We start from the raw sequence: 22344 nt of genomic DNA, 5'->3' as shown, positions 1-22344 counted from the left end.
TCACTCTGCGCCCCCGGATCGCACGGGGACGTAAGTGGTCGGCGCGCGGGTTATGCGCGTTCCGAATATTCCATGGTTTCAGTGTTCACGATGATCGCCTCGTCCTGTCCGACGAAGGGCGGAACCAGAACGCGCACACCATTGTCCAGAACGGCGGGCTTGAAGCTGTTGGCCGCGGTCTGGCCTTTGACGACCGGCTCGGTCTCGACGACCTTGCAGGTGACCTTCTGCGGCAGGGTCGCGTTCAGCGCCTCTTCCTCGTGGAATTCGACCACGATGGTCATGCCGTCCTGCAGGAAGGGGCGACGCTCGCCGAGGATGTCGGCGTCGAGCTGCACCTGCTCGTAGGTCTCGGTGTCCATGAAGATCAGCTGGCCGGCGTCTTCGTAGAGGAACTGCATGTCCTTCTGCTCGAGACGCACGCGCTCAACCTTGTCCGCCGAGCGGAAGCGCTCGTTCAGCTTGGAGCCGTTGCGCAGGTTCTTCATCTCGACCTGGGCAAAGGCACCGCCCTTGCCGGGCTTCACGTGGTCGACCTTAACCGCCGCCCACAGGCCGCCTTCATGCTCGAGCACGTTGCCGGGGCGGATCTCGTTACCGTTGATCTTGGGCATGGTCAGAAAACTTCACAGTAAGGTTGAAGGGATTTTCCGGCCTCCTATATATGGCCGGTTCGCCCCGTGCAAGACAACGATATCTCGCGTTCCGTACAAGCGGAGATATGCACCAGATGCAACGACGTTATGCGTTTGTGCCGTATCCGAATCGAACGGAATGGTCCATAACGCCGCACACGCCAGAAAACACAAGAGCAATAATCAAAAAGGTCGAAAGATGAAGGATTTCGTGGACAGCACAGCCTACCATGCTGAACAAGGCAACCGCGCGCGGAAACTTTTCGCCGCTGTTGTTCTGGCTGCGCTCGACGATGCAATCGCCGATGACAAGAAATACGGCAATGGTCCCGAGCAGATCGCCCGCTGGGCACGCTCGCGCGACGGCCGTGAAGTTCTGAGCTGTGCCGGTATCGACCCGAACGAGCGGGTTGTCTCCGGTCTGATGGAATTCGTGTCGAAAGGTGTCCGCACCTCTGTCGCGCTGTCGCGCGAAGAGAGCGAGCGTCGTCACGCAGCTGCAGCCGCGGAACAAGCCGAAGCCGCTTGATCCCGGTATCGGGGGGCCAACCCCAGACAGTCGAAGGCGCGCCCCACACAGGGCGCGCCTTCGGCGTTTCCGCGGCCCGGCAGGCTGATTTCCGCCGAAACGCGAAGGGTTGAGCCAAAAACAGCCACCCCTAAAACACCCCCCCAAAGAAACCAAACCCCGGATACCTGGGGCACCGGGGCTCGGGTCAAAACTCTCGGAAAGTTGGGGTCAGTCCAGCTCTTCGCTCGCCAGAATGCGCTGAAGCTCGCGCCGCACCAGCTTGCGAACGTTACGGGTCACCCGCTCACCGAGCGCACCCTGAAGTTCCTCGCGCACGACCTCTGCGACCAGCTGGCGCAGCCGCGCCTCGTCGAGACCCGTCGGCAGCGCATCACCCAACACCGCGTCATTCGGCGCCTGTTCGTCAGCGACGGGCGCGTCGCGCAAGGGCCGCCGCTCCTCGGGCGTATCGTTGCGCAGGTTGCTCTGGCTACGCTGCCAGACCGGGTTGCGCAGGATCTTGACCGGGCGTCGCGCAGGCGCAGGCTCGGGATCGACCGCTTCCAGAGTCTCCTGGGCGGCAGCCTCAGGCTCGTTCAGGTCGGCAAGCGGCGCACTTGCGTCTGTTTCCGCCGCGACCTCATCCTGCACCCGGTCCGGGGAGGACCCGAAGATGAAGGGTTCGTCGACGAGTTCAGGCTCCGGCATCGGACGGCCCGCAAGCTCGGGATCCTCGTCCTCAGGCAATACCACAGGCGTCGCGGCGCTCGGAGCTTCGTCGAGCGCAGCCTCGTCAGCCGGCGCAGGGGCTGAAGTCACAGTGACCGGGGCCTCTGCGGCGGCGGGCTCTGCGCCACTGGCATCTGCTGCAGGCACGTCGAGGTCCTCGGCGTCCTTCGCGATGGGCTGGTGACGGAAGATCGCGGCGGGGGCCTCCTCGCCGGTTTCCGACTCGAACTCATGCGTGCTGCGCGCGATCATTTCCTCGAGCTCGGCGATCTTCTGCGCCAGGCTGCCCTCTTTGGGCTCGGACTCGTCCTGCGCGTTGCGGGCGGTCGGCGGAGAGGCCGGAGGCACCTCGCGCAGCTTGAGGGAGAAGAAGTCGGCGATCGTCGCCTCGGTGACCTGCTCCTCGGCGCTGTCATCGACCTCGATGAAGGGCGCCTCTTCGACCTCTTCGACCTCCGCGGCACGCCCGGCAGCCGGATGATTGCGCTCGGCCTCGGCACGCTCTTCCTCGGACGGCACGAGGCGCGTCGGGAAGGGCGCGGCATGCGCTGCGGGTGCGTCATGCTCCGGGGTCGCCGGTTCCTGGCTCCGCGGCGCGGCATCCTGCACGCGCAGCGCCGGGGTCAGAACCAGTCGCCCGGTCGGCGCGGAACGTGCTGCCTCGCGCGCATCCGACGCGGGGTCTTCACGGGAATCTTCGGAGACCAACCTCCGGATAGAGGAGAGAACGTCCTCGATTTCCACATTGGTCACGGGATCGGACATTTATGTACCACTCTTGCCTGTCCCCCGAGTGTAGCGTCTCGGGGGCCGTCAGACAACAAGGACTAGGGGAAGCTTACTGCTTCCCCATTGCCTTCAGGATGCGGTTCAGATCTTCGCCCTGACGGGACTGGACCGGAGCGGACTTCACCAGGTTGTAGTACTCCGCCGGATCGTAGCGCGGCACGTTGAGCGCCAGGTCCTCGGTGGTCAGCTGGCCCATGGTGTAGAGCACGCTGTAAGCCGCGATGGTCTCGTCCACCACTGCCGAGATCTGGGTGTTGCGCGCGTCGAGCAGTTCCTGCTCGGCGTCAAGCACGTCCAGAGTGGTACGCGCGCCAAGCGTCGCCTCTTCGCGAGTGCCGCGGAAGGCCACGGTTGCGGCGCGGACCTGCTCGTCCGAGGCGGCGCGGGCCGCCTGCGCCACGCGCAGGTTGGCGTAGGCGTTGCCCACCGCCTGCGGGATCGACTTGGTCAGCTGCAGCAGCGCGGCGCGGCTCTGGTCACGGCTCGCGTGGGCCTGACGCTTGATCGAGCTGAGCTGGCCGCCCTGGTAGATCGGCCCCGAGAAGTTCAGACCGACGGTGCCGCCACGGGTGCCCGCTTCGCTGTCGAAGCTCTCGTCATAGCCGTAAGTGCCCCGAAGCGACACGGTCGGGCTCATGTTGGTCTGGGCGATGGCGATGCCGATCTCGGCAGCGGCCACCTGGTGCTGCACCTGGATGATGTCCGGGTGGTCGCGCAGCGCGATGGCCTTGGCCTGGTCGGCGGTGGCCGGAATGCGCGGCAGGCTGCTCGGCGACTGGAGGCTGCCCGGCAGGCGGCCGACGGAGGCACGGTATTCCTCGCGGGCCTGGGCCAGCGCCCCTTCGGCCGCGGCAAGCAGCGAGCGGGCGGCAGCAAGGCGAGCCTCGGCGGAGGCGACGTCGGTGCGGGTGACTTCACCCACCTCGAAGCGATCCTCCGCGGCGCGGAGTTCCTCGCCGATCACGCGAACGTTGTTCTGGCGCAGGGCGAGGGTCTCGATGGCGCGACGGACCTCCATGAAGGCCGAGACGCCGCGCAGCAGCACGTCCTGCTCGACCGAAACGAGACCCGAACGCGTGGCGAGCACGGCTTCCTTGGCGGCGTCGATCGACAGACGGTTGTTGCCACCGTCGAACAGCACCAGCGAGGCGACGAGGCCGATCGAGGCGGTGTCGGTCGCGGAGCCGGTGTAGTTGCCGGTGATCGCGCTGCGGGTTTCACCGTAGTTGCGCGAAATGTCCCCGCTCCAGCTCAGCACGGGGCGCAGCGCTGCAACCGCCTGCGCCACGTCTTCGTCGGCTGCCCGCAGCACCGCGCGGTTCTGCTCGAGCAGACCGCTGGTGTTGTAGGCTCCGGCCAGAGCGTCGGCCAGCGTTTCCGCCGCCGCAGGCATTGCGAGCCCTGCCGCGAGGCAGACACCCGTCATCCATCTTGTCAGCGTTTTACGCGCCATCTTCCTGCCCTCTCGTTCCATTGACTACGCACCCGCCCGTTGTGGGTCAAAGCGCGAAGGCCACCTCTTTTTCGAAGCCGGTAAGCACCGGCGCGGTGGCGTTGAAAGAAAAACGCCAGGTGATGGTGCCGTCGATCTTCCAGCCGACCTTCACCGTTCCCAACGCCCCATCCATGAAAATGCAGGCGATCCGCCCACCGTCCTTGAGCTGCCCGGCAATCGTCTCGGGAAGCTCTTCAATTCCACCCTCGATGACGATCGCGTCATAGGGGCCGTGCTGCGGCGCGCCCTCGGCCAGCGGGCCGGTGTGCTGGATCACGTTGTCCGCATGCTCCATCAGCAGCGGCTGCGCTTCATCGGCGCGCTCCGCGTCATCCTCGACCGCGACCACCGCTTCGGCGATGCGGGCGATGACCGCGGCGCTGTAGCCGAGGCCCGAGCCGATATCGAGAACAAGATCGTCGCCATCGACGTTGAGCGCATCGAGCATCTTGGCAAAGGTGCGCGGGTCGAGCACCACACGCCCATCACCAAGGTCGATATTGCGCCCGGCATAGGCGGCGTCGGCGGCTTCGTCCGGCACGAAAACCTCGCGCGGGACCCGCAGCATGGCATCGATGATAGGGAACTTGGTCACGTCCGAGGGACGGACCTGCGTATCAACCATCATACGGCGGAGGGTGACGAAATCGGTCATCCGCTAAACACTTCCGTTCAGATATCCTTACAAAAACTTCTGGCACAGTTGTCGTCCCGGGGCAATGTCCGGCTGTCTACAAAAGAATAAACCCGCACCAGACTGTGGCGCGGGCGCTTCGAAATCAACATGTTTTTGACGGATTTTCGCGAAAATCCGACCCTCGACAACGTGATCGGCTCCCGGCTGGCTCAGTCCTTGCGCATGGCCTGCCCGGCTGCGCGCCCCGCCAGGAAGGCCTCGACAAGCGAGGTCACCGGCGCCGCCGTGGTCGCCGGAGTGGCAGGCAGACGCGGGCGCACGGGCAGGTAGAAGAGCAGCAGTGCGAGCACGAAATAGACCCCGCCAACGATCAGCGCGGCGACAAGTTCGCCCTGTGCCTCGACCAGAGCGATCCATCCGGCAATGGTAAAAAAGATCGCCGCGACGGTCATGCAGACCGCCCCGGCGATGGTGCGGCCGACCCGTGTCAGGCCGGCTCTCAGTCTTGCCTCGAACAGGGCGAACAAGCGTACTTACCTCCGGCTGCCGACATATCCGATGAGAAAGCCGACGGCCGCCGCGAGACCAATGGCCTGGAAGGGATTGGCCTGGATCTGGCCGCGGGCATTTTCTTCCAGTTCGGCCACGCGGGCGCCTGCATCACGCATCGCCTGCTCGCCGCGGTCGCGCATCTCATGTGCCTTGGCTTCGCCGGCAGCCTTGTATTCGGCGCCGCGGCGCTTGCCGATGTCGCCCACCAGTTCGGCGAGCGAGGCAACGTCGGCGCGCAGGGTCTTGATCTGATCGCTCAGCGCTTCGCTGTCGCTGGGCAGCGGAGCTTTCGCCGCGTCGTTCGATTTGGTTGCAGTCTGGGCCATGATGACGTCCTCCGTCTGCGATTGCCTTTGGCGACCAACCCGGAAACTCTGCGCGAAGTTCCCCGGGTCACGCAAGTTTCATTACCCCGCGCGGGATAAATCGTCCTTGCGCAGGATCAATCCGGGCGGCCCCTACTCTCCCAGCGCGATGCCCTCACGGCGGGGGTCCGCGCCGCCCGTAAGCGTCTCGCCCACCGCGATGGCATGCAGCCCCGAGTTGAGATCGCGGATCTCGGTCTCGAAGCCGATCTCCGCCAGCGGACCGGCCAGCGCCTCGGCCTCGGTGCCCGCCTCGAGGTCCATGGTCCCGAAACGGTTGAGCACATGCGGCAGCCCCACCGCCTGCTGCACGTCCAGGCCCCAGTCCAGATGCGCGATCACCGCCTGCGCCACGTAGCCGATGATCCGGCTGCCGCCGGGCGAGCCGACCACCATCGCCGGGGCGCCATCCTTCATCACGATGGTCGGTGCCATCGACGAGCGCGGGCGCTTGCCGGGCTCGATCCGGTTGGCGATGGGCGCGCCGCCGTCATGGGTCTTGAAGCTGAAATCGGTCAGCTCGTTGTTGAGCAGGAAGCCCCGCACGAAGAGCCGCGAGCCGAAGCCGTTCTCGATCGTGGTGGTCATCGACAGGGCGTTGCCCTGCGCATCGACGATGGAGATATGCGAGGTCGAGGGGAACTCGATCGAGGCATCATCCGCCCAGAGCTGCGCGTGATCCCATTCGGGATCGCCCGGGGCCACCTCGGTCAGTGCCGTCTCGCCGCCGAGCAGCTCTGCGCGGCCCTGCAGGTAGGTCGGATCGACCAGCCCCTCGGTCGGCATGGGGACGAAATCGCTGTCGGCCATGTAGCGGCCGCGGTCGGCGAAGGCGAGCCGCGAGGCGTCGCCGATCAGCCGCCAGGCCTCGGCACTGTCCGGGCCGAGCGCGGCGAGATCATAGGGCTCCAGCGTGCCGAGGATCTGCCCGACGGTCAGCGCGCCGGACGAGGGCGGCCCCATGCCGCAGACATCATGCGCACGATACGCGACGCAGACCGGCGCGCGCTCGATCACGTCGTAAAGCGCGAGGTCGGCGGTGCTCAGCAGGCCCGGGTTGCCCTCGGCCTCGCGCACCGTGCGCACGATGTCCTCGGCGATCTCGCCGGTGTAGAAGGCGCGGCTGCCCTCCGCGGCGATGGCCCGCAGCGTGTCGGCATAGGGCTGGTTCTGGACGATATCTCCCGCCTGCAATGCGGTGCCGCCGGGGTAGAAATAGCTCTCGGTCTCCGCGAAGCGCCGCAGCCGCTCGTCATCGCCCGCAACCAGTTCGGCAAGGCGCGGCGAGACGGTGAAGCCCTGCTCGGCCAGCGCGATGGCCTCGTCGAAAAGCCCGGCCCAGTTGGAGCTCCCCCAGCGCCGGTGCGCCTCTTCCATCAGGCGCGGCGTGCCGGGGGTGCCGACCGACAGCCCGCCGACCACCGCATCGAAGAAGCCGAGCGGCTCGCCGTTCTCGTCCTGGAAATATGTGGGTTTCGCGTCCAGCGGCGCGGTTTCGCGGCCGTCGAGCGTGGTCAGCGCCTGGGTCTTTGCGTCGAACCAGACGAGAAAGGCCCCGCCCCCGAGGCCCGAACTCTGCGGCTCGACCAGACCCAGCACCGCCTGCACCGCCACCATCGCGTCGGCGGCGCTGCCGCCCTCGCGCAGCACCCGTGCGCCCGCTTCCACCGCCAGCGGGTTGGCCGCGGCGACCATCCAGTCCTGCGCCTCGGTGGGCACGCCGGCGCTCTTGGCATCACGCGCCGCCTGCGCGGCTTCGGAGAGCCCGGCGAAGGCTTCGGCCCCGGTCGCGGCCTCCGGAGCGACGGCGTCGGCGGCCTGCTGCGCCATGAGCGGCGCGGCAAGCACCGCAGCGAAGAGGTTGGTCAGGATAATCGCGCGCATCGGGTCCTCCCTGTCTGCCGCCCCGGCCTGCGGGGCGTTGGACAGAAAGGTAACCCGAAGCGGCACTTTCGCAAATCGGCGATGCCGAACTAACCCGGCCCCGGTCAGCCCAGCGGGCCGACCTCGACCAGCGTGGTATGCGCCGACGACCCCTGCCCCAGCGACGAGGTGCCTTTGTCGCGCGTCAGCACGTTGGGGTTGCCATGCGGGTCGATGTTCTCGGACGCATCGCCATACCAGGCGCCGGTGGGCAAAGCGACGACGCCGAGCCGGATGTCCTCGGTCACCACGGCCCGCGCCCGGGCCGCGCCGCGGGCGTTGCGCACCAGCACCAGATCGCCCGAGGCGATACCGCGCGGGCGGGCGTCCTCGGGATGGATCAGCAGCCGCTCGGGCCGGGCGTCGGGCTGATCGGCCAGCGCGCTCTCGAGCTGGCTGTGCAGCTTGTCGCCGGGCTGCGGCGAAACCATGTGCAGCGGCGTCTGCGCCGTGGCCTTGCCGAGCCATTCGCTCGGCTCGAGCCAGGCCGGATGGCCGGGGCAGTCGGCATAGCCGAAGCTGTCGATCGTCTCGGAAAAGATCTCGATCCGCCCGGACGGCGTGTTCAGCGCCTTGCCCTCGGGATCGGCGCGGAAGCGGGCGAGGAAGGACGGCAGCGGCGGTTCCTGCACGATGGGCAGCTTGACCCAGTTCTTCTCGCGCAACTCGTCGAAGGAGGGCACCTCGATACCCGCGGCCGCGCCGCTTTCACGGTAGCCGTCGTAGAGATGCCGCAACCACTCCCCGCTGCTCCGCCCCTCGGTGAAGCGTGCCCCGTCTCCCATGCGCTCGGCGAGCCCGGCGAAAATATCATAGTCGTCGCGCGCCTCGCCCACCGGCTCGATCATCGCGGGCATGTTGAACAGATACTCGTCGAGGTCGGTGCGGCCGATGTCCTCGCGCTCGTAGCTGGTGGTGGCCGGGAAGACGATGTCGGCGCGTTTGGCGGTGGCGGTCCACCACGGCTCGTTGACGATCACCGTCTCGGGGCATTTCCACGCCTCGGAGAGCCGATTGAGGTCCTGATGGTGGTGGAAGGGGTTGCCGCCCGCCCAGTAGACGAGGCGAATGTCCGGGTAAGGCTCGCGGCGGCCGTTGAAGTCATAAAGTTCGCCAGGGTGGGCCAGCATGTCGGCGATGCGCGCGACGGGGATGAAGGTGCCGACCGGGTTCTGCAACTGGTCGAGGGTCATGCCACGCAGCGATTTCATCGACTTGCCGATGCCGCCGATCGCGCCGTATCCGTAGCCGACGCCGCCGCCCGGCAGGCCGATCTGCCCGAGCATCGCCGCCAGCACCGCCGACATCCAGTAGGGCTGCTCACCATGCTCGGCGCGCTGCAGCGACCAGGCGACTGTGATCAGCGTGCGGGTGCTCGCCATGCGGCGGGCCAGCGCGCGGATGGTGTCGGGATCGACGCCGCAGATCGGGCTGGCCCATTCCGGGGTCTTGGGCATCCCGTCGCTTTCGCCCATGAGGTAGGGGCGGAAGCGCTCAAAACCGACGGTATAGCGGTCGAGGAAGGCGTGATCCGTCAGCCCCTCCTGTTCCAGCACGAAAGCCAGCGCCAGCATCAGCGCGGTGTCCGAGCCGGGACGGACCGGCAGCCACTCACATCCCTCGGGGGCATCGCGGCGCTGCGGGCCGATGTTGACGCAGCGCATGCCCTTGGCCTGGAAGCGGTCGAACCAGCTGCCGGTGTCGTGGCGGGTGATGCCGCCCATGCTAACCTGCGCGTTCTTCTTGTTGATGCCGCCGAACATCACCAGTGTCTCGGTGTTCTCGGCGATGGTCTGCCAGCTGTCCTGTTCGTTGTAGAGGTAGCGCAGGAAGGTCACGCCAAAGACATGCGGCATGATCGCCTGCGCGCAGCCGGTGGAATAGCTGCCGAAGGAGGCGACATAACCGCCGATGCTGTTGAGAAAGCGGTGCACCTGGCTCTGCGCGTGGTGGAAGCGCCCGGCGGAGGACCAACCGTAGGAGCCGCCGAAGATGGCCGCGTTGCCGTGCGCCTTGCGGATGCGGTCGATCTCGGCGGCGGCGATGTCCAGTGCCTCGTCCCAGGGCAGCTCGACAAAGTCGTCGCTGCCCCGCCCGCTGCGGTCACGGCGTTCGAGCCAGCCGCGGCGGATCGAGGGGCGCGCGACCCGGCTGCGATGATGCACCGCCTGCGGCAGGATCTCGGGGATCGCCGAGGGATCGGGATCTTCGGCAAAAGGCGCGGTGCCAGTAATGCGCCCGCCCTCGGTGGTGACCTCGAAGGCCCCCCAGTGGCTGGTGGTGACGCGGGTCTTGCGGTCGGTCGGAAGGGACATGGGGGCAGCTCCGGCAGCTGAACAGGCAGCGTGATTTCTGGCCAGAGTAACACGACATGACAGCGAAAAAGACAAGGGCGCGCATCAGGCGGACAGCGCGCGCCGGAGCACGGCCTCCGGCGTCCTGCTATTGCTCGTTATCGAGAGGCGCGGCGGAGAAATCGAAGTCGAAGTCCGCCATGGCCCCCTCCGCGTCCTCGGAGCCGGCCTCCCCCTCGGTGGTGCCGCCGAACTGCGTGCTGAAATCGAAATCGCCGGAGCCGGGATCTGGCAGGTCAGGGAGATCCGGAAGGCCTGAGGCCATCTCATCGAATTCGACCTCCTGCGGCTCAGCCATCGCGTCGGTGACGGCGCGCGGTTCGGCGGGCGAGGGCCGCAGCGTACCCACCGGGCCACGCCCTTCGCCGCTGCCCGCGCCGCGTGGCCAGGTGAGGCGCACCGCGCGCATGCCGTTCATCTGCCCGAGCCGTCCGCCAGCGACCGGCGTGCCGGGGCCAGTGTAGAATGTCACGCGCTCCAGCACTTCGGGCGCCAGCGGCAACAGATCGCCCGGCTGCAGCGCCTGGACCCTGCCGAGCGGCAGGCGCAGCGCGCCCAGCACCGCCTGCATCTGCGCCGGCAGCAGCTCCATCTTCTGTTCGTGCGCGCCGGGTTGCCCCGGCGGCGCGGCCCGGCGCGCGCCGGGCCGCTCAGGCAGGAACAGCCGCAGCTCGCCCCGGCGGCGGCCCAGCGCGAGGTCGAGCGTGGTGCGGAACATCATGTAACCCGGTGCATCGAGCAGCATCCCCGCGGCGCGCGCATCCTCGAGCATGGCGCCGAAGCGGAACCCCTCGATCTGCGCGCGAAGCGGATGGTCCTCGAGAAAGCGGGCGAAGCGTTCGAGCGTGGCGTCGAGCAGCGGCGCCGCCATGGCCGCGTCGGTTGCGGTGAACGGGCGCGGATCGGCGGGCATCTGGGTGACTTGCAGCATGGTCTGCACCTCGGTCAGCCCCACGACGAGGTCGCGCTCTAGCGTCACGAAACCCACCACCCCCTCGGGTCCGTCGAGCAGCAGCAGCAGCGCCTCGGGCGGAAGCTGCGCCACCACGCCATCCTGATCGAGGTGTTCCTGATCGACTGCCTTGGCCACCAGCGCCAGATCCCACAGCACGTCGGCGCTGCGCGACAGTGCCCGGCGCAGCGCCTTGGCCGGCGACATGGCACGCGCCTCGAACACGCGGCGCGCGGCGTCGGCCTTGCGGCTCAGCACATCCTGCCTGGCGCTCTGTCCGGCGGCCTGTGCGGCTGCCTGTCTCATACTTTGTCCGGCTGCTTCTGGCATCGTCCCTGTCGGCCCAATCTTCCGAAGAGTGGCGCTGACGATCCTTGCCGAGATTTGGTTACCATCAACTTTAGAATGAGCCGATCACCGTGGACTTATTGTGCGGCGATGGCCAGTTCGGCGGGCAGGCTCACCCGGAAGGAGGCCCCGCCGCGCCCCGGCACGTAGGTGATGTCGCCGCCGAGCCGGGTGACGATCTGTCGGCAGATCGCCAGACCGAGCCCCGCCCCCCCGGCCTTCTGGTCGCTGACGCGGCTGAATTTCTCGAAGATCACATCCTGCGCCTCCGCCGCGACACCAGAGCCGTTGTCGGTGAAATCGATGGCCAGCCGGGTGCCAGCACGCACGCGGATCTCCAGCCGCGGCTGCGGCGCGTCGCAATACTTGCGGGCATTGGCGATGAGGTTGATGAACACCTGGCTGAGCCGGTCGAGATCGGTATGCAGCACGATCTGCTCTGCCGCCCGGTCGCGACGGATGTCGAGCCGACGCCCGGCCTCGTCCGCCGCCGCCGCCGCCACGGCGCGGTCGAGCACGTCCGACAGCAGCCCCTGCCGCAGATTGAGGTTCACTTGCCCGTTCTCCAGCACCGACAGATCCAGCAGATCATCGAGCAGCCGGGTCAGGCGGATCGCCTCGTCATGGATGATCGAGGCGTATTTGGTCTTTTCCTCGGCGCTCAACCCCGCGGTGTCGCGGAGGATCTCGGAAAAGGCCCGGATCGAGGTCATCGGCGTGCGCAGCTCGTGGCTGATCTGGCTGAGGAAGGCGTCCTTCTGCACCGACAGGCGGGTCAGCTTGGTATTGGCCTCGCGCAGCTGCGCCGCGGTGCGCGCCAGTTCCTGCGACTGCGCCTCGAGCCGGGCCGAGTATTCCATCATCTGCGCGGTCTCGTCGGCCACGGCCATCAGGTCCTCGACCGAGACCGACATGCCGCCGACGATCTGCCCGACCATGGCATGCGCAGTGGCCGCGCCGACAGAGCCCGCCAGCTCGCGCTCCAGCGTCTCGAGGAACTGCGGCGTCACATCGGGCAGCGGGCCGCGCCCGCCCTGCCTCTCGGCCTCGCGCTCGAATAGGTCCTGCGCGTCGCGCGCCCCGAGGATGCGCTGCGCCATGATCATCAGGTCCTCGGATTGCGCCACGTTGCCGGTCCAGCTGCGCGGGCCGGTGGAATGCTCGAAGACATTGACGAACTGCGCGCCCTGCAGGCGCTCCAGCGGCTGCGGGAAACTGAGAAGGGAGACGATGATGAAGCCGCCGGTGTTGACGCTCATCGACCAGAAGAAGGCGTGCAGCAGCGGGTCCATGTCCGTCAGGCCGAACATCGCCTGCGGCCGCAGGAAGCCGATGCCGAGCGGGCCGCCCAGGAACCAGCTCTCGGGCATCAGCACGCCCGGCCCGAAGGACGGCAGAAAGAGCGTGTAATTCCAGACGACGAAGCCGAGGATCAGCCCGGTGAAGGCGCCCGCCTTGGACGCACCGCGCCAGAAAATGCCGCCCAGCATCGCCGGCAGCACCTGCGCCACGCCAGCGAATGAGACGAAGCCGATGGTCGCCAGCGCCTCGCCGCCGCCCGAAAGGCGGTAGTAGAGATAGCCCAGCATCACCACGCCGATGATCGACAGGCGGCGGGCCAGCAGCACCACGCCGCGCACGTCGCCCGAGACGGTCGCGCCGGGCTCGGCGAAGCGCAGCCAGAGCGGCATCACCACGTGGTTCGACACCATGGTCGAGAGCGCAATGGCCGCGACGATGACCATCGAGGTCGCCGAGCTGAAGCCACCGAGGAAGGACAGCACCGCCAGTTCGCCCTGCCCCTGCGACAGCGGCAGCGTCAGCACGAAAAGGTCGGGGTTCGACCCCGCAGGCAGCAGGTCGAGGCCGATCACCGCGATCGGCACCACGAAGAGGCTCATCAGGCCGAGATAAAGCGGGAAAGCCCAGCTGGCGGTGCGCAGGTGGGTCTCGTTGTCGTTCTCCACCACCAGCACCTGGAAGATGCGCGGCAGGCAGAGGAAGGCGGCCGCCGAGAGCAGCATCACCCCGGCCCAGCGGCCGCCGTCGATGCGCCAGTGCCCGAGGTCCGAGGCGTCGATCCGCGCCAGCGTCTCGCTCAGTCCTCCGCCCAGCCCCCAGACCACGAAGACCCCGACGGCGAGCAGCGCGAAGAGCTTCACCACCGCCTCGACCGCGATCGCCATGACAACGCCGTTGTGCCGTTCATTGGCGTCGAGGTTGCGGGTGCCGAAGATCACCGTGAAGAGCGCCAGACCGGCAGCGACCCAGAGCGCGGTGTGGCCCTTTTCCTCGCCGAGGATCACCTGCCCGGCCGAGAAGGCCTCGAAGCTCAGCGTCACCGACTGCAGTTGCAGCGCGATATAGGGGGTGGTGCCGATCACCGCGAGGATGGTCACCCCCACCGCCAGCAGGTTGGACTTGCCATAACGCGACGAGACGAGATCGGCGACCGATGTGATGCGCTGCGAGCGGCCGATGCGCACCAGCTTGCGCAGGATCCACCACCAGCCGATCAGCACCAGCGAAGGGCCGAGGTATATCGCCAGGTACTCGAAGCCGGTGCGCACCGCCGAGCCGACCGCGCCGTAGAAGGTCCAGGCGGTACAGTAGATCGACAGCGACAAGGTGTAGACCGCCGGCGAACGCAGCCAGCGCGCCTGTCCATGGGCAGCGATGCGTTCGGCAGCGAAGGCGATGGCAAAGAGGAACAGCGCGTAGGCGATACAGACGGCGACCAGCGTGTTGAGCATCTCACTCGCCCCCGTCGCCGAGCCGTTCTCCCGGCGCGGGCCGCCCCAGCGCCCAGGCGATGAAACCCGCCAGCAGGACCAGCAGCAGCCAGACCCCGAAGAGGTAGACGATCACCGCCGAGCTGCGCACCCCCTCGGCCGGGTCCTCCTGCCAGAGCAGCGGCACCAGCCAGAGCAGCGCACCGAGAAAGGGCAGCACCCGCGCGCCGTCCATCACCCGCCGACGCCGGTAGGACTGGCGTTCGAGGAACAGCGGCGGCGTGCCGCGGCGGGGGGCGTCCTCGCTCATGCCTCTTTCGGCGCGCCGTTCAGCAGGCTCCGCACCATGTCCAGCATCTCGCTGTTGGCGAAGGGTTTCGACATGAAGGCGCTGACTCCCTCGCGCTCGGCCATCTCGCGGTCGCGGGTCTGGCCGCGGGCGGTCAGCATCAGCACCGGCAGCTCGGCGGTCAGCGGATCGGCACGCAGCTCCCGCAGGATGTCGTAGCCGCTCTTGCCGGGCAACATGACGTCGAGGATCAGCAGATCGGGATTGGCACCGCGCAGCTTGTCATTGGCCGTGGTGCCGTCGGAGTGGGTTTCCACCGACAGCCCTTCGCGCGACAGGATGAAGCTGATCGCCTCGATGATATTCGGCTCATCCTCGATCAGCAGCACGTGTTTGGACATGCACCCCTCTCCCCAAGGCCCCGGACTCTCCCCTTTCCGGTGCCGAGGCTAACTCCCCCGTGTTTTTCCGTTATCGCCAATGTTTACCGTCCTGTCAAAATAAGACCACCGTCAGACGCCCTGCTCCGCCGCGTCACCCAGCAGCGACGGCTCGCGCCGCGCCGGGCAGCCCCGGCGCGCGCAGATGCGGCAGGTGACGCCGACCAGCTCGGTGTCCTCGCCGCCCTGCCCCGGACCCTCCGGGGTGAACATCATGTGCGCCTCGAAGATCGGGTCGCGGTTGGGCTCCGGCAGGCTGGCGGGTTGCGCCACGGCAAAGGCCCGCACCGCACCGCCCTGCCGACCGGCGAACTGCACACGGCGCGACAGCACGGCCATGGGACGGCTGAGCGCCGGGAACAGCGGCCAGAGCGGGCAGTCGGCGCCGAAGCGCGGGATCGGGAACTCGGGCAGCGGCTTGCGGAAGGTCAGCGCGCCCGAGGCGTCGCAGATCGCCAGCCCCACCGGCCCGCAGGGTGCCCCCGCCGGAAGCGCCGCCAGCCGCCGCATGGCGCGGGCCGGATCGCACCCGAAGCGGCGCACCAGCGCCAGCGGGTCGGCGCCAACCTCGGAGACCGCGGCCAGCAGCGGTTCCAGCGGCAGCATGGCCGCGTCCTCGGCGTAGGTGCGAAGGGCACGCGCCAGCAGCGCCCGCGCGCTGTCGGAAAGGTCGGTGTCCAGATCTGCCGCGAGCGCCTCCGGGGCCTGCCCGGCTTCGAGCGCGGGGAAATGATAGCCCTCGCCCTCGAAGATCGCCGTCACTTCCTCCTGCGGGGTGCCGCTCTCACTCGCCGCCTTGCCCTCGGCCTCGAGGTAGCTGACAAGGCTGCGGCTACTTTCGGCGAGCCGGGCGCTGTCCTCGTGGATGTTGCGGTGGAAGCGGCGTTGCCAGTCGGGATCGATCTCCTCGGGCTCGTTGAGGATCGATGCGGCAGATCGGATCGCGGTGACGGTCGATAGCATCTCGTGCAGCGCCTCGGCCAGTTGCGGGTCATGCGCCAGCCGGTCGCTGAGCGTCTCGACGCTGCGCTCCAGCGTCTCGATCCGCAGCCGCGCCTCGGCCAGTAGCCGCGCCCATCCGGGAAATCTGCCGGCGAATTCATCGACCCGGTCCAATTCCGCGGTGCTGCCGCGGGTTGTGCTCGCCGCTTCGCGAAGCGAGGCAATCAGCGCCGCCTCGGCCCCCTCCGTCAGCATTGACGGTTCGACCTTGAGAATTCCGGCGAGATCGAGCAGCAATTTGCCACCGATTCTGCGGCGATTGTGCTCTATCAGGTTGAGGTAGGATGCGGATATTCCCGCCTGCCGTGCAAGGTCGGCCTGCTTAAGCCCTAGAATCGTGCGTCTTTCGCGGATCCGGCTACCGGTGAGCGTATCGCGGGGCATGATGGTTTTTGAACCCTTTCAAGGCCTTTCTGCGGCGCAAGATAAATTTCTTTACAGCTTAGCCTATTGCTTTGTGCATTTGTTGACAAAAAAATTGTTAACCTAAAAGCAGTTGTTGCGTGATTTTCTTTCGTGGTCCGATACTGATTTTGCACGGAAACGTGTTTTTGCACTCTCGGGAAGAGGAGCCCGGCGGTGCAAATTTCAAACGGGAGGAAATCAATGTCCAAATCGACTCTGACACGCCGCGGCGTGCTGAGAACGGGTGCCGTCGCGGGAGCCGGCGTCGCCCTGCCGACGATCTTCACCAGCTCGGCCGCATCCGCCTTCACCAACGAACCCACCGGCGGCACAGTGACCCTCGGCTTCAACGTGCCGCAGACCGGCCCCTACGCCGACGAGGGCGCCGACGAGCTGCGCGCCTTCGAGCTGGCGGTCGAGCACCTGAACGGTGGCGGCGATGGCGGCATGATCAACACCTTCAGCTCGAAGACGCTGGATGGCACCGGCATCCTCGGCAAGAAGGTCGAATATGTCACCGGCGACACGCAGACCAAGTCCGACGCCGCCCGCGCCAGCGCCAAGTCGATGATCGAGAAGGACGGCGCGGTGATGATTTCCGGCGGCTCGTCCTCGGGCGTCGCCGTGGCCGTGCAGGGCCTCTGCCAGGAGGCGGGCGTGATCTTCATGGCCGGCCTGACGCACTCCAACGACACCACCGGCAAGGACAAGAAGGCGAACGGTTTCCGTCACTTCTTCAACGCCTACATGTCCGCCGCGGCGCTCGCCCCGGTGCTGTCGAAGATGTATGGCAACGACCGCAAGGCCTATCACCTGACCGCCGACTACACCTGGGGCTGGACCCAGCAGGAGTCGATCCAGGCCGCCACCGAGGCGCTTGGCTGGGAGACCGTCAACAACGTTCTGACGCCGCTCGCCCAGACCGATTTCTCGTCCTACATCGCGCCGGTGCTGAATTCCGGCGCCGACGTTCTGGTGCTCAACCACTACGGCGGGAACATGGTGAACTCGCTCACCAACGCCGTGCAGTTCGGCCTGCGCGACAAGCAGGTGAACGGCAAGAACTTCGAGATCGTCGTGCCGCTCTACTCGCGCCTGATGGCGCGCGGCGCCGGTGAGAACGTCAAGGGCATCTTCGGCTCGACCAACTGGCACTGGTCGCTGCAGGACGAGGGATCCAAGGCCTTCGTGAAGAGCTTCGGCACCAAGTACGGCTTCCCGCCGAGCCAGGCCGCGCACACCTGCTACGTGCAGACCCTGCTCTATGCAGACGCCGTGCAGCGCGCCGGCAGCTTCAACCCCTGCGAGGTGGGCGCCGCGCTCGAGGGCTTCGAGTTCGACGGCCTGGGCAACGGCCCGACGCTCTACCGCGCCGACGATCACCAGTGCTTCAAGGACGTGCTGGTGGTGCGCGGCAAGGAGAACCCGGAATCCGAGTTCGACCTGCTGGAAGTGGTCGAGGTCACCCCGCGTGCGCAGGTGGAATATGCCCCGGATCACCCGATGTTCTCGGGCGGCAACCTCGGGTCCTGCAACCCGGGCGCCTGAGCCCTTCACCGGAGCCGGCCAGGTCGCGTTTGCCTGGCCGCATCCCCGCGTTCCCGGCCCCGTGCCGGGAACGTCCGCACTTGCTTTGACCTGAAGGCCGGGACATGGACGCAATCATTCTTCAAATCCTGAACGGGCTCGACAAGGGCTCGGCCTATGCGCTGATCGCGCTGGGGCTCACCCTCATCTTCGGCACGCTCGGGGTGGTCAACTTCGCCCATGGCGCGCTGTTCATGATCGGCGCCTTCTGCGCCGTCACGCTCAACCGCATCCTGACCCTGTCGCACCAGGTGGTCGACGAGAGCCGCAAGGACTTTCTCGGCAACCCGCTGAAGGTCGACGTGCCCTACGTGAACGACTGGTTCGGAGAGGCTGCGGGCGCCACGATCATCGACTGGTCGGTGCCGCTGGCGATCCTCTTCTCGATCCCGGTGATGATCGCCATCGGCGTGATCATGGAGCGCGGGCTGATCAAGCATTTCTACCGCCGCCCGCACGCCGACCAGATCCTCGTGACCTTCGGCCTCGCCATCGTGCTGCAGGAGATCATCAAGTATTTCTACGGCGCCAACCCGATCCCGACGCCCGCGCCCGACGTGTTCCGCGGCTCCTTCGATTTCGGCGTGCTGCTGGGCTTCGATCCCAACGTGATCATCTACCCCTACTGGCGCCTCGTCTACTTCGCCTTCGCCGCACTGATCGTCGGTGCCGTCTTCGCCTTCCTGCAGTTCACCACCTTCGGCATGGTGGTGCGCGCGGGCATGGCCGACCGCGAGACCGTGGGCCTGCTGGGCATCAATATCGACCGCCGCTTCACCATCATGTTCGGCCTCGCCGCCGCGGTGGCAGGTTTGGCGGGCGTGATGTACGCACCGATCAATTCGCCGAACTACCACATGGGAATGGACTTCCTCGTGCTAAGCTTCGTGGTGGTCGTCGTCGGCGGAATGGGCTCGCTGCCAGGCGCGGTTCTGGCGGGCTTCGTTCTGGGCGTGCTCGAGAGCTTCGCGTCGATGAACGAGATCAAGACCATCCTTCCCGGCATCGACCAGATCATCATCTACCTCGTCGCCATCATCATTCTGCTGACCCGTCCGAGGGGCCTCATGGGCCGCAAGGGCGTGATGGAGGACTAAGACCATGTTCGGACTTGGCAAGAAAGATACCACCGTCTTCGTGGTCGTGATCATCCTGGCGCTCTGCGCGCCGTTCATCCTCAACCCCTTCCCCGGCAACAGCTCGCTGGCGCAGTTCAACGCGGGCTATCCCGACCTGATGCAGCGCTTCGTGATCTTCGGCATCTTCGCCATCGGCTTCAACCTGCTGTTCGGCCTGACCGGCTACCTGAGCTTCGGCCACGCGGCCTTTCTGGGAGCCGGCAGCTACGCCGCGGTCTGGATGTTCAAGCTGCTGAGCATGAACGTCATTCCGGCGATCCTGCTGTCGATGATCGTGGCCGGGCTCTTTGCCGTGGTGATCGGCTACGTCAGCCTGCGCCGCTCGGGCATCTACTTCTCGATCCTGACGCTGGCCTTCGCACAGATGAGCTACAACCTCGCCTACTCGGTGCTCACCCCGATCACCAACGGCGAGACCGGGCTGCAGATCACCCTCGACGATCCGCGCATCCTCGGCAGCTCGGCCACCGCCGACGGCGGCATCCCGGTGACCAACCTCTTCGGGCTGGAGATGCGCCACTTCACCACCGTCGACATCGGCGCCTGGAGCTTCAACTTCTCGGTCGGCTACTACCTCTGCGCCGCGATCATGATCCTCGCCTTCTACGTGGCGGTGCGCATCTTCCGCTCGCCCTTCGGCATGATGCTGCGGGCGATCAAGTCGAACCAGCAGCGGCTCTATTACACCGGCCTCAACGCCCGCCCCTACACGCTCGCCGTCTTCGTGATCTCGGGCATGTACGCGGGTCTCGCAGGCGGGCTTCTGGCGTCGATGGACCCGCTGGCGGGCCCCGAACGGATGCAGTGGACCGCGAGCGGCGAGGTGGTGCTGATGACCATCCTCGGCGGTGCCGGCACGCTGATCGGCCCGGTGCTCGGCGCGGGCTTCATCAAGTACTTCGAGAACATCTTCTCGAAGATCAACGATGGCGTGCTGCATAGCTGGTTCGCCTTCCTGCCCGACGGGCTCGAGAACTTCATCGTCACGCTTGTCCACCCCTTCGTCGGCAAGGGCTGGCACCTGACGCTGGGCCTGATGTTCATGCTGGTGGTGATCTTCCTGCCCGGCGGACTGGTCGAAGGCGGCCAGCGCATCGCCAGGGCGCTGCGGCGCGGCAAGTCCGAAGACAACGGCGCGGCCAACAAGGCCAGCCATGAACCTGCGGAATGAGGAGGCGCAGATGGGCATTCTTGAAGTGAAAGACGTCAACAAGCGCTTCGGCGGGCTCAAGGCCCTGTCGGAGGTGAACCTCAGCGTCGCCGAGAACACCGTGCATGCGATCATCGGCCCCAATGGTGCGGGCAAGTCGACCCTGCTCAACTGCCTCGTCGGCAAGCTGATCCCCGACACCGGATCGGTGCTGTTTGACGGCCAGTCGGTGCTCGGCCGCAAGCCCTTCGAGATCAACCAGATGGGCATTTCGCGAGTGTTCCAGACCCCCGAGATCTTCGGCGACCTGACGGTGATGGAGAACATGATGATCCCGCTCTTCGCCCGCCGCGACGGGGCCTACCGGCTGCACGCCTTCCGCTCCGTCGAAAGCGAGGGGGAACTGCGCAGCCGCGCCGAGGCCATGCTCGAGGACGTGAAGATGCTCGACAAACGGCACATGCATTCGGCCTCCATGTCGCGCGGCGACAAGCGGCGGCTCGAGATGGCCATGTGCCTGGTGCAGGATCCGCGCCTCTTGCTGCTCGACGAGCCCACCGCCGGCATGGCCCGCGCCGACACCAACAACACGATCGACCTGCTCAAGGAGATCAAGGAGAAGCGCGACATCACCATGGCGATCATCGAGCACGACATGCACGTGGTCTTCAGCCTCGCGGACCGGATCACCGTGCTCGCCCAGGGCACGCCGCTGGTCGAGGACAGCCCCGAAAACATCAAGGGCCACCCCAAGGTGCGCGAAGCCTACCTCGGCGAAGCGGCGTAAGGAGAGAACCAGATGAACGTCAGACCGGATTTTTCCAAGAACGCAAATATGGCCGAAACGGCCCCGGCTTTCCTGTCGGTGTGGGACATGCACTCCTACTACGGCGAGAGCTACATCGTGCAGGGCATCAACTTCAACGTCCATGAGGGCGAGATCGTCGCCCTGCTCGGTCGCAATGGCGCGGGCAAGACAACCACGCTACGCTCCATCGCCCGGCTGAATTCGCCACAGGTCCAGCGCGGCGAGATCTGGCTCGACCACAAGCCGCTGCACACGATGTCCTCCTACGAGGCGGCGACGGCGGGGCTCGGCCTCGTGCCCGAGGACCGGCGGATCATTCCCGGCCTCACGGTCGAGGAGAACCTGCAGCTGGCGCAGATCGCCCCGCCGATCGGCTGGTCGATCGAACGGCTCTACGATCTCTTCCCACGCCTCGGCGAGCGGCGAAAGCAGGAGGGGGTGACCCTTTCGGGCGGCGAGCAGCAGATGCTGGCCATCGCCCGGGCGCTGGCGCGCGACATCAAGGTGCTGCTGCTCGACGAACCCTACGAGGGGCTGGCGCCGGTCATCGTCGACGAGATCGAGAAGACCCTGCGCCACATCAAGGAACAGGGGATGACCACCATCCTCGTCGAGCAGAACGCCGTGCGCGCGCTGCAACTGGCGGACCGGGCGATCATCCTCGACACCGGCTCCATCGTCTTCGACGGCACCGCAGCCGAGGTTCTGGGGAACGAGGAGCTGCGCGCGGAATACCTCGCGATCTGACCCGCACCCGAACTCCCCCTTGGAATTCCCGGTGGGTCGGGGACCCCCGCCAGGACGCGCGCGGGCCGCATTGGGGAGCGGTCCGCGCGCCAGTACGCGTCACGCCCCCGGTTCCGCGCATTGCGCTCTCCGCCCGCCCCCGCGCGCGTCCGTGACCAGTTTTCCCGCGATGTGCTCTTGCATTCGCCGCGTGTGGACGCATCCTGCTCCGCAACACAGGAGGAGACATCATGACGCAACCCGTCCTTCACCCCCCGTCCGAGGATTTTGTGGCCAAGGCGCTTGTAGACGCGGCGCGCTACGAGGAGATGTACGCGCGCTCGGTCGCCGACCCCGACGGTTTCTGGGGCGAGCAGGCGCAGCGGCTCGACTGGATGGCGCGGCCGACGAAGATCAAGGATACCAACTTCGACTTCGGCAATGTCTCGATCAAGTGGTTCGAGGACGGCGTGCTCAATGTCGCCCACAACTGCATCGACCGCCACCTGCCCGCCCGCGCAAACCAGACCGCGATCATCTTCGAGCCCGACAACCCCGAGGATCCCGCCCAGCACATCACCTATGCCGAGCTCTACGACAAGGTGAACCGCATGGCCAACGTCCTGCTCAGCCAGGGCGTCATGCGCGGCGACCGCGTGGTGATCTACCTGCCGATGATCCCCGAGGCGGCCTATGCCATGCTCGCCTGCGCGCGCATCGGCGCCATCCATTCCATCGTCTTCGCCGGCTTCTCGCCGGACGCGCTGGCCAACCGC

At 66.8% G+C, this 22344-nt stretch carries 20 protein-coding genes; 7 read left to right on the top strand and 13 right to left on the bottom strand.

The genetic code is table 11. From position 1 onward, the window contains the following. Nucleotides 1-50: 50 nt before the first annotated feature. Nucleotides 51-614 carry an elongation factor P gene (gene efp / locus BM397_RS00100; protein ID WP_092426761.1) on the bottom strand — a complete coding sequence of 188 codons (564 nt, stop codon included), beginning with the start codon at nt 612-614 and terminating at the stop codon, nt 51-53. 220 nt (nt 615-834) lie between these two features. Between efp and BM397_RS00095 the strand changes: the two genes are divergently transcribed. Further along, nucleotides 835-1164: a DUF6280 family protein gene (locus BM397_RS00095; protein ID WP_066101377.1), complete on the top strand. Its 330-nt coding sequence runs from the start codon at nt 835-837 to the stop codon at nt 1162-1164. Nucleotides 1165-1374: 210 nt separating this feature from the next. Here the strand turns inward: BM397_RS00095 and BM397_RS00090 are convergent, their stop codons facing one another. The 12 genes from BM397_RS00090 to BM397_RS00035 all read right to left on the bottom strand — a co-directional run bounded on the left by BM397_RS00090 (nt 1375) and on the right by BM397_RS00035 (nt 16137). Next, nucleotides 1375-2640 carry a hypothetical protein gene (locus BM397_RS00090; protein ID WP_092567343.1) on the bottom strand — a complete coding sequence of 422 codons (1266 nt, stop codon included), beginning with the start codon at nt 2638-2640 and terminating at the stop codon, nt 1375-1377. A gap of 73 nt (nt 2641-2713) precedes the next feature. Continuing rightward, entirely contained in the window at nt 2714-4117 is a 1404-nt protein-coding gene (locus BM397_RS00085) for a TolC family outer membrane protein (protein ID WP_092426765.1), read from the bottom strand. 46 nt (nt 4118-4163) lie between these two features. After that, nucleotides 4164-4814, bottom strand: a complete 651-nt coding sequence (locus tag BM397_RS00080; RefSeq protein WP_092426767.1) for a protein-L-isoaspartate O-methyltransferase family protein — start codon at nt 4812-4814, stop codon at nt 4164-4166. A 191-nt stretch (nt 4815-5005) separates the two neighbouring features. Beyond that, on the bottom strand, nt 5006-5323 hold the full coding sequence (locus BM397_RS00075) for a hypothetical protein (protein WP_092426768.1): 318 nt from the start codon (nt 5321-5323) through the stop codon (nt 5006-5008). Between the two features lie 6 nt (nt 5324-5329). Beyond that, nucleotides 5330-5674: an ElaB/YgaM/YqjD family protein gene (locus BM397_RS00070; protein WP_092426770.1), complete on the bottom strand. Its 345-nt coding sequence runs from the start codon at nt 5672-5674 to the stop codon at nt 5330-5332. 132 nt (nt 5675-5806) lie between these two features. Beyond that, a complete protein-coding gene (gene ggt / locus BM397_RS00065) occupies nt 5807-7597 on the bottom strand; it encodes a gamma-glutamyltransferase (protein ID WP_092426772.1) in 1791 nt (596 codons plus the stop codon). 104 nt (nt 7598-7701) lie between these two features. Then, complete coding sequence (locus tag BM397_RS00060; RefSeq protein ID WP_092426773.1) at nt 7702-9951, bottom strand: molybdopterin-dependent oxidoreductase; 2250 nt, start codon at nt 9949-9951, stop codon at nt 7702-7704. Between the two features lie 127 nt (nt 9952-10078). Then, on the bottom strand, nt 10079-11248 hold the full coding sequence (locus BM397_RS00055; protein WP_245696127.1) for a FliM/FliN family flagellar motor switch protein: 1170 nt from the start codon (nt 11246-11248) through the stop codon (nt 10079-10081). Nucleotides 11249-11367: 119 nt separating this feature from the next. Further along, on the bottom strand, nt 11368-14043 hold the full coding sequence (locus BM397_RS00050) for an ATP-binding protein (RefSeq protein WP_092426775.1): 2676 nt from the start codon (nt 14041-14043) through the stop codon (nt 11368-11370). A gap of 1 nt (nt 14044) precedes the next feature. Further along, entirely contained in the window at nt 14045-14332 is a 288-nt protein-coding gene (locus BM397_RS00045; RefSeq protein ID WP_092426777.1) for a hypothetical protein, read from the bottom strand. Continuing rightward, a complete protein-coding gene (locus BM397_RS00040; RefSeq protein WP_092426779.1) occupies nt 14329-14712 on the bottom strand; it encodes a response regulator transcription factor in 384 nt (127 codons plus the stop codon). The genes BM397_RS00045 and BM397_RS00040 overlap by 4 nt, the downstream gene beginning before the upstream one ends. Nucleotides 14713-14823: 111 nt before the next feature. Further along, nucleotides 14824-16137, bottom strand: a complete 1314-nt coding sequence (locus tag BM397_RS00035; RefSeq protein ID WP_092426781.1) for a helix-turn-helix domain-containing protein — start codon at nt 16135-16137, stop codon at nt 14824-14826. 222 nt (nt 16138-16359) lie between these two features. Between BM397_RS00035 and BM397_RS00030 the strand changes: the two genes are divergently transcribed. From BM397_RS00030 to BM397_RS00005, 6 genes are all read left to right on the top strand, one after another. Further along, nucleotides 16360-17706 (top strand): substrate-binding protein, encoded by a 1347-nt coding sequence (locus tag BM397_RS00030; RefSeq protein WP_092426783.1) that lies wholly within the window; start codon nt 16360-16362, stop codon nt 17704-17706. Nucleotides 17707-17810: 104 nt separating this feature from the next. After that, the gene (locus BM397_RS00025) at nt 17811-18842 is read left to right on the top strand and encodes a branched-chain amino acid ABC transporter permease (protein WP_092426785.1); all 1032 of its coding nucleotides are present in this window, start codon (nt 17811-17813) and stop codon (nt 18840-18842) included. 4 nt (nt 18843-18846) lie between these two features. Continuing rightward, nucleotides 18847-20055, top strand: coding sequence for a branched-chain amino acid ABC transporter permease (locus BM397_RS00020; protein ID WP_092426786.1), 1209 nt, complete (start codon nt 18847-18849; stop codon nt 20053-20055). Between the two features lie 10 nt (nt 20056-20065). Further along, entirely contained in the window at nt 20066-20821 is a 756-nt protein-coding gene (locus BM397_RS00015) for an ABC transporter ATP-binding protein (protein ID WP_092426788.1), read from the top strand. Between the two features lie 12 nt (nt 20822-20833). Next, the gene (locus BM397_RS00010; RefSeq protein ID WP_092426790.1) at nt 20834-21589 is read left to right on the top strand and encodes an ABC transporter ATP-binding protein; all 756 of its coding nucleotides are present in this window, start codon (nt 20834-20836) and stop codon (nt 21587-21589) included. A 230-nt stretch (nt 21590-21819) separates the two neighbouring features. Further along, nucleotides 21820-22344: AMP-binding protein (locus BM397_RS00005; protein WP_143015389.1), on the top strand; the 525-nt coding region annotated here is incomplete at its 3' end.

Origin of the sequence: Alloyangia pacifica (assembly GCF_900116195.1) — a bacterium.
Classification (GTDB): Bacteria; Pseudomonadota; Alphaproteobacteria; order Rhodobacterales; family Rhodobacteraceae; genus Salipiger; species Salipiger pacificus.
This window is presented reverse-complemented; position numbering and strand designations above follow the sequence as displayed.